Raw genomic sequence first — 6964 nt, forward strand, 5'->3', positions numbered from 1 at the left:
CTTTCAGGACTGCGGGAAGTTGATTTCGACGGAGCAAGCGCAGTTAGCGACACCATCGGCGCCGCCGGCCGGATCACCGGGCCACTGCTGTCCGCTGCTGAACGGGGCGTTCAGCGCGACCGTCTCGCCGTTCATGGCGGCGTGGTCAGCACGAGGTTTTGCGGAGTTGGTTGACCAGGTCTTCGTCGCTTTGTCACCGGCGACCTGCTTGGCTACCTCAACGACTGCGAAGGCGACCAGGGTGGTGACCAGAGTCTTCGCGATCACATCACCGCGGGAGCCGCGGGCATCCTCGAAGGCTGCTTCCGGCGTGTTCGTTGCAACGCCGTCGGCGTCGAGTGCCGGGTCGGCGAGAGCGGCTTCGATCGCTGCGAGTGTTGTCGCGTTGACTTTGGCGGCCCGAGAGTCGGCGATCGCACGGAGGAAAGCTTCCGTCTGTGCGACGTTGTACTCGTCCGGGCCGAAGCCCACACTGTCGAGGGCGCCGGCGCTGACCTGGCTGGTGACGAGTAGCGCCAGCTTGAACAGGTCATCTGACAGCTCACGGTCCCAGCGTTCGGCATCCCAGAAGTCACCAGCAGCTTTCGCGCTGAGCTTCGAGAGGACGGAGGCCTGCTGACGTTTGAAGAAGCGTTCCAGGCCAGTGCCGACCGCAGTGACGCTTGCCTCGTCAGCAGCGCCGGTCATCGGCGGTTTTGGTGCGCTCGCTTTGATCCGAGGCGCGCCAGCTTTCACCGGCGGCATCTTGGCTGTGCCGACGTCACCCAGGATCAGGTTCATCGGTGTGGCAAGCAGGTCAGCGTCGCCGTCGAGATCGCTCATGTTCAGCTTCGCCCGCGCCTCATTCGGCGTGAAGATCGGCCGGCCGGTTGCGGAGAGCAGGATGGCCATCTCTTCAGCGGGGGTACCGGACAACTTCTCCTTGATGTTGAACTCGATGTAGAGGTCGGTGCGGTCCGGATCGACGCGCGGGATGAGCTGCATGACGAGCTCCTGCACCACCTCGGCCAGGAGGGGGCCGAGCGTCTCGGTGTACGTCATCGTGCGCAGCTCGCGCACGTTCGCATAGCTGAGTCCGCCGGTGGCGCCAAGCTGTGAGGGGTGAATGTGGAAGGCGCGGGCGGTGACTTCGAGGCTGAGCTGGGTCAGCTCGAGCATCTGCTCTTCTTTGGCGTTGAATCGGCCTTGGGAGAGGGTCATGCCGTCTTCAAGCAGCAGAGTGCCACCCTTGCTGGCGCCGTCGCTGCGGAAAGCTCGGAGGCCTTCCAGGAACTTCGTACGCCCGCCCTTCTCCCACTCGCCGGAGTCGGCGGGGCGCGAGATGATCGACCCCATTTGGCCGCCGTTTTTAAGGGCGGCGATCCGGAAGATCGACTGGTGGATGTCCAGGGTCAGAGTGTCACGCAGTGTTGTAACGGCCGGTGAGACTGAGGTGCCGTAGTACGGCGACCAGCCGCGCAGGTGAATCAGGTTCTTCTGCTCGATGACGGTCGTACCCTTGCCACCGGAGTAGCGGACGCGCAGCGTGCCGAGCTCCTCGTCACCGTCCAGGATGCTGACCGCGTTGACGGCGAGCGAGCGGAGCGTCCAGCCGTCGGCGGTCTGCGCGATGAGCACCCATGCCTCGTCGTACAGCACGTAGTCGCTGACCAGCGCCCGGATCAGGCGGTAGGTGGTTAGCCCCGGGTTCGGGCGTGCGAGCACCTTCGCGGTGTTCGAATCGCGGTTGCGCTGTCGGTCCGTTTCGGATACGCGCTCGAAAACATGGACGCCGAGCTGAGCAACGTTGCGGCCTAGGAAGTCGACGCACACGTGAACATTCGGCTGGGTTGCGTACAGCCGAGCCGGTGACATACCGCCTACCTTGTCGAGCAGCTGCCCGGCCTCAGCTGCGGTGAAGACCTGGCCGGAGAGCTGACCGGTTGTCGTGCCGGTTGCAGCGCTCTTAGTGTTGAGGCCGAGGAAGGTTTTTAGCCCCATAGTGTGTACGCGCTTTCTGGTTCGTCGGGATCTGTCTCTGTCTCGTAAGCCGAGATGCGCTTCTTGGCCCGGCGCAGGTCGGCGACGGTCAAGCCCCAGTAGGCGAAGGAGGCTGCTTGGAGAGGCGCGACCTCGACCGGCGAGCCCTTGTCGTCGAAGACGCGGATCTGGCCGAGTGTCTTTGTCTGGGCGGCGGAGGCTGCCAGGTCCAGGAGCTGCTGACCGCGGTGGTGCAGCCGGCCTTCTTTGACCGCGTCGTAGAACGCTCCGAAGGAAGCACCGAGGTCAGTGCCTTTTACCGGGGTGACCGGGAAGTGGGCGGCTTCCAGAAGCTCAATGAGCTCGGTTGCGTTCGATCCAGACCCTTGGATGAGGATTGTGGAGGCACCGAGCTGCGACCATTCAGGCCACTGCTTGGCGAGGGCTGGCACCACCCATGCACTGCCGGCGCGCTGCGCGATCGTCTCGATGTGAGCCTTGCCGTCAGTGCGCCAGCCGGCGATGCTGATGTAGGTCATGGCTCGGTCGAACCCGGTCTCCACCGAGACTGTGAACTCCGACGCGGGATCTATTTCCGAGTAGGCATCGGTCAGCGCTTCCCAGGCGCCAGGCTCCCATGGGCCCATGACCTCGGTCTCAACCCACTGGCAGAGATGCTCAGTGCGGAACGCGCGAGGGTCAGGAGCGGCGGCGGCTTCTTCAAGCACCGCGATGTCGAGGGTGTACCCAAGTGAGGGGTTCGCTTGCGCCCACGCTGCCCGGTCGTCAAGGTCGCAGCCTTCAGGAGCGCTCCATTCGAGGATCGCTACGCGGGCTGTCGGGTCGTTGATCTTGCTGATGGCGTCGTTGCGGAGCTCACGGAGCACCACCGACTTGCCGGTGCCGGCGTTCGAGACTCCGACAGCCATGCCGTTCGGGCGGGCGGTAGTCGTAGCTTTCGCTGCCGTCCACGCATCTCGTGTCTCCTGGGTGCGGAGCTCATCGAAGAACAGCAGGTCGGCCGACCAGCCACGGGTGGCGTCAGGCTCACTGGATTCAGCGCGCCAGGCGCTCCCGTTCTTTAGTGGGATGCACAGGTCACCGTTGGCGATCCGAGGTTTGAGGGTCTGCGCTTTCAGGGCGGGGATCGAGAGGACAAGCTTGCGAGCTTCATCCCACGGCTTCTTCGCACCAGCGAGCTTGTGGGCGACGCCGAGCACGAGCTCACAGCTGGGGTCAGCGAACAGCCGGTACAGCGCCATGATCTTCATGACGGCTGACTTGCCGTTCTGTCGGCTGACGAGCAGGAGCACAGTGCGGAAGCGTTGCTTGCCGTCGAGGCCGAGCTCGAGCGCCCGGATCAGGAAGTCGGCCTGCCACGGGATGAGCTCCATCCCAAGGACACGCACGCCGAATTCGATGGCTGCGAAGCCGCGGCTTGTCTGGCGGGTGAGTTCTCGGAGCGGCTTCGTGAAGATACGCGGGGTGGTGACACCGCAGATGGGGGAGAGCGCCGGGTCGTATTGCATGAGCACGGCGCACGTTCCTTACATCTAGGCGTTGGCCTCCGCTTGCAGGTTTGCGAGTGCGGCGGCTGCCGAGTCGGTTTCGGTATCGGGGGCGGCGGCCTCGCGACCGTCGGGGGTGCAGCCGAGCGCGCGCAGCACGTTCAGCAGGTGCGGGCCGAGGTAGAGGGCTTTGGTCAAGGTGCCGGCGTCGCCGGCTGCCTTCGCCATGTCGATCGCGTCGGCGTAGGTGAGGGCGAGCAGCTGGGCTCCAGCGTCAGCGGCGGTGATTGCTGCTGACGCTTCAAAGGAAGCGAGTACGGCGGTTCGGATCTTGCGTGGCGCGGCCATAGGCTCCGTTCAGGGGGATGGGGGGTAGGCGACCGGGGAGAGAGGCCTACTATCCGGGGAAGGCGTCCGCGTTAATTTGATCTTCAACATTTCGATCCCCCTACCCTCAGAGGATTAATCCGAGGCGAACCATTCACGGGAAAGAACCCCGAGGCTGGGCGGCGTCCACTTGTTGCCGCGTCGGCGGTTGCACCCTCGGTGGGAGGCCCGGAGGTTAGCCGGGTCCTCGGCGCGTTCAGGATGGGTGGACACAGGGTAGATGTGGTCGGGTTCCCAGACCGCGTCGTCGCTGGTGTCTTTGATTGCGTAGTCGATGGCGCCGGGTGAGCAGAGCCAGCACTTCGCCTGCTCGCGTTCACACTTCGCCCGGAACTCCAGGCGGATAGCTTTCCACCGGCGGGTGGAGCGGCCGGCGTTCTTGGCGACGCCAGTGTGTGCGGCAGCCATTACCTGATCAACGCCGTCAGCCGGCGCAGGATGTGCAGCTGGATGTCGAGGAACGGCATCGCCAGACGCTGGAACCACATAGGCGGTACGTGCTTCATCACGTTTCTCTCTGTGCGGTGTCCTTCATGCCCCGGAGATCATGGATCCGGCAGAGCACGACGAAAAGCACGACGTCGACAACGTCGTGCTGAGTCTGTGCGTGTGTTTGTGTCTAGTGGCCGCGGCCCAGCGTCGGCAGGCCGCCTCTGACTGTGTAGGCACCGTCAGTGGCGTAGATCTTGCGATCCATCTTGTCTACGAGCTTGCTCATCCCGAAGAGCGAATTCTTACGCTTCTCACGCTCTCGCTGCTCGTCGGCCGCGATCTTCGCTCGTATGTCGGCATACCGCTTGCGGGCTTCGCTAGCACTCGCATCCGCGGGGTGATTCCTCAGGTGACGCTCGCGCTTGCGAGCGGATTGAGATGCCATCTCGGCGGCGACGGCATCGGCCTTGGCTAGCCTTGCGCGATCCTCGCGGTCATCGCGCCGTTGCTCGTCGCGGATTCGGAGTGCCTTCGCGTGAGCGGCTACCAACCACGGCTCGGCTGGTACGACCCCTGTGCACCGCTCGCCCGCTGCATTCTGATGGATGCTCATCCGGCCACCGCGTTGGACGGCGTGCCGTTCGTTGCATGAGAGACAGATGCGAAACTCAAGACCCATAATGCCCCCGCCGGTAGTGATACCGACAGGCTACAGGCGTTCTGAGTCATCCGGCGCGCCACTCACAGGAGCGCGCTTACGCCCAGTGCCGGCATCCCTCAAGGCGTGGTACTAACCCGGAATAGCGCAGTGGCTATTCCGGGTTATGGTTCTGCTTGAGACGCCGCCTAGCGCCCGTGCCGGTTGAGCCAGGCGGCGGTGAGCTTGTACAGCGCCCGGATGGTGTTCGGACCTGGTACACGGTCGATGTCCCCGCCGTAGCCGTACTCCCGGCCTTCGGTTTGCGCGAGCAGCCAGAAGATACCGCCGGGGGCGCCGTCCTCTTCGGTGGAGGTGCGCGGCAGCTCGCCGCGGCCCTCGTTGAGGATGGCCGCTTGCAGCCGTGCGTGTCCGTGATGTGTCATGGCGCCCGGTTCACCGTCGATGGTACCGCCTGGGTACCAACCGCGGACAGCCAGCTCTGCCTGCACCATGGTCCAGTAGATGCTGCCCGGCTCGCCGTCCTCCTCTGTGGAGGTGCGGCGGCGTCCGGCTGGCGCTTGAGTGCCGGCGGCTGCAATGGTTGAGCCCCCACCACCGAAAAGGTCGGACGCGGAGATCTTGGAGTAGTTGCCGTCTACCGTGTGACCGGCGATGCGAGCTGAGGATGTGAACTGGTGAACATCCCAGCGGGACACTGATCTGTTTAGCGCAGGCTCATGGTCGGGTGTGCGCCCGGTCGGCTGTCCACCGTAGGCAGCCCACCAGATGCGAACGCCGGCGTCAGTGATGCGTGACCACGGGGTGTGCGAGCGTGTGAGTGACGCCGGGGCGTACAGCCAGAGGCGGTTCCAGCTGATACCGGTGCGCCGCTGCACCTGGGCCAGGAACTCGTAGGCGGCTGCCTGGCCGAAGAAGGTGGCGTTACTGTCGAGCGGCTCGTTGTCGAACGCCAGGACGTCGTGCTGGCCGTCGAACTTGTAGAGGTGGTCTACGAAGTAGTTGGCTTGGGCGGTCGGGTTACCGCGCCCAACGACGAAGTAGTGGCCGATTCGGAGTCCGGCGGCGCGAGCCGCATCCACATGCGCGTGGTAGCTGTTGGCTTCGTATAGGCCGATGTTGTTGCCACTGGCTTTGACGATGACGAACTCAACGCCTTCGTTGCGCGCCTGGTTGTAATTGATGCCGGCCTGGCCGGATGAGACGTCGATACCAAAAGTCAAGGCGTGCTCCCTCTGAGCGGTTGAAGTAAAAAGGCCGTCGTGGTGACGGCCGAAAAGGTTGGGCCTGCTGTTAGGAGTAGGCGGAGAAGCCACCGTCAGTGATCACGGCCAGCTCAATCTCTAGGTAAACGGCCGGGTCAGGGTCGTTGGAGGGCGCTGCCCACAAGAGCGTTGAGTAGGCACTGCTCGGCAACAGGTCAGGCGCGTAGACCGCCAGGTCCACAGTGCCGCCCAGACTCACCGGTCAGCCTGCTTTTCGAACCGTTCGGCGACCCGATCACCGTCGCGGACGAAGCGGGTTCCGGTGGGTGCTGGGATTTGGTCAGTCATTGCAGGCTCCCTCTGAGCTCCGGGTGTACGCGGTATCCAGGTAGGGGTGAACAGCCGGCTGCGCGCTCTTTGTGCAGCACAGCCGGCTGTTCAGGACCGGCAGCACACCAAGGGAGGGGAGCGCGCTGCCGGTCGTTAGCCGGTGGCGCGGATTAATCCGCACCTCTTCCGGCCGGTCTTGAGAAGGGGCTCTGACCCGCACACCTGGTGGCGGTGGCGGCCTTCGCAGGCGGCCGGTGCTCATGGGTGGGGTTGGTGCGGCGTTTGCGGCGTGGGCTGCGGGGGCGGCCGTGGTCACGCAGGATGCCGGTGCGCTGTGCACGGGTCAGAGAGTGTGGGGAGCCCACCGCATCGGTGGCCGGTGCGGGCTGGCGGAATTTGTCAAGGTGAATGAGGCCAGCGTGAGTTTAGGCGGCTAGTTTCGGCGCTTCTTCCTGAGCGGCGGGTTTGTTGATCCAGGCCGCGTC

General features: G+C 64.5%; 7 protein-coding genes. 1 reads left to right on the forward strand and 6 read right to left on the reverse strand.

The window, feature by feature from the left end:
- Positions 1 to 3 precede the first annotated feature (3 nt).
- The 4 genes from RCH12_RS13815 to RCH12_RS13830 all read right to left on the reverse strand — a co-directional run bounded on the left by RCH12_RS13815 (position 4) and on the right by RCH12_RS13830 (position 4262).
- Entirely contained in the window at positions 4 to 1980 is a 1977-nt protein-coding gene (locus RCH12_RS13815) for a phage portal protein (protein WP_327017239.1), read from the reverse strand.
- A complete protein-coding gene (locus tag RCH12_RS13820) occupies positions 1971 to 3494 on the reverse strand; it encodes a hypothetical protein (protein ID WP_327017240.1) in 1524 nt (507 codons plus the stop codon). The genes RCH12_RS13815 and RCH12_RS13820 overlap by 10 nt, the downstream gene beginning before the upstream one ends.
- 18 nt (positions 3495 to 3512) lie before the next feature.
- A complete protein-coding gene (locus RCH12_RS13825; protein WP_327017241.1) occupies positions 3513 to 3815 on the reverse strand; it encodes a terminase small subunit in 303 nt (100 codons plus the stop codon).
- A 114-nt stretch (positions 3816 to 3929) separates the two neighbouring features.
- Entirely contained in the window at positions 3930 to 4262 is a 333-nt protein-coding gene (locus RCH12_RS13830; RefSeq protein WP_327017242.1) for an HNH endonuclease, read from the reverse strand.
- 139 nt (positions 4263 to 4401) lie between these two features.
- Here RCH12_RS13830 and RCH12_RS13835 point away from each other — a divergent pair, with 139 nt between their 5' ends.
- Positions 4402 to 4761 (forward strand): hypothetical protein, encoded by a 360-nt coding sequence (locus tag RCH12_RS13835; RefSeq protein WP_327017243.1) that lies wholly within the window; start codon positions 4402 to 4404, stop codon positions 4759 to 4761.
- 371 nt (positions 4762 to 5132) lie between these two features.
- On the opposite strand, the gene RCH12_RS13840 is transcribed toward RCH12_RS13835, so the two are convergent.
- Both RCH12_RS13840 and RCH12_RS13845 read right to left on the reverse strand, forming a co-directional pair.
- A complete protein-coding gene (locus RCH12_RS13840) occupies positions 5133 to 6167 on the reverse strand; it encodes a glycoside hydrolase family 25 protein (protein ID WP_327017244.1) in 1035 nt (344 codons plus the stop codon).
- Between the two features lie 70 nt (positions 6168 to 6237).
- Complete coding sequence (locus RCH12_RS13845; RefSeq protein WP_327017245.1) at positions 6238 to 6408, reverse strand: hypothetical protein; 171 nt, start codon at positions 6406 to 6408, stop codon at positions 6238 to 6240.
- Positions 6409 to 6964: the final 556 nt, after the last annotated feature.

Origin of the sequence: Cryobacterium sp. MP_3.1 (assembly GCF_035984795.1) — a bacterium.
GTDB lineage: Bacteria > Actinomycetota > Actinomycetes > Actinomycetales > Microbacteriaceae > Cryobacterium > Cryobacterium zongtaii.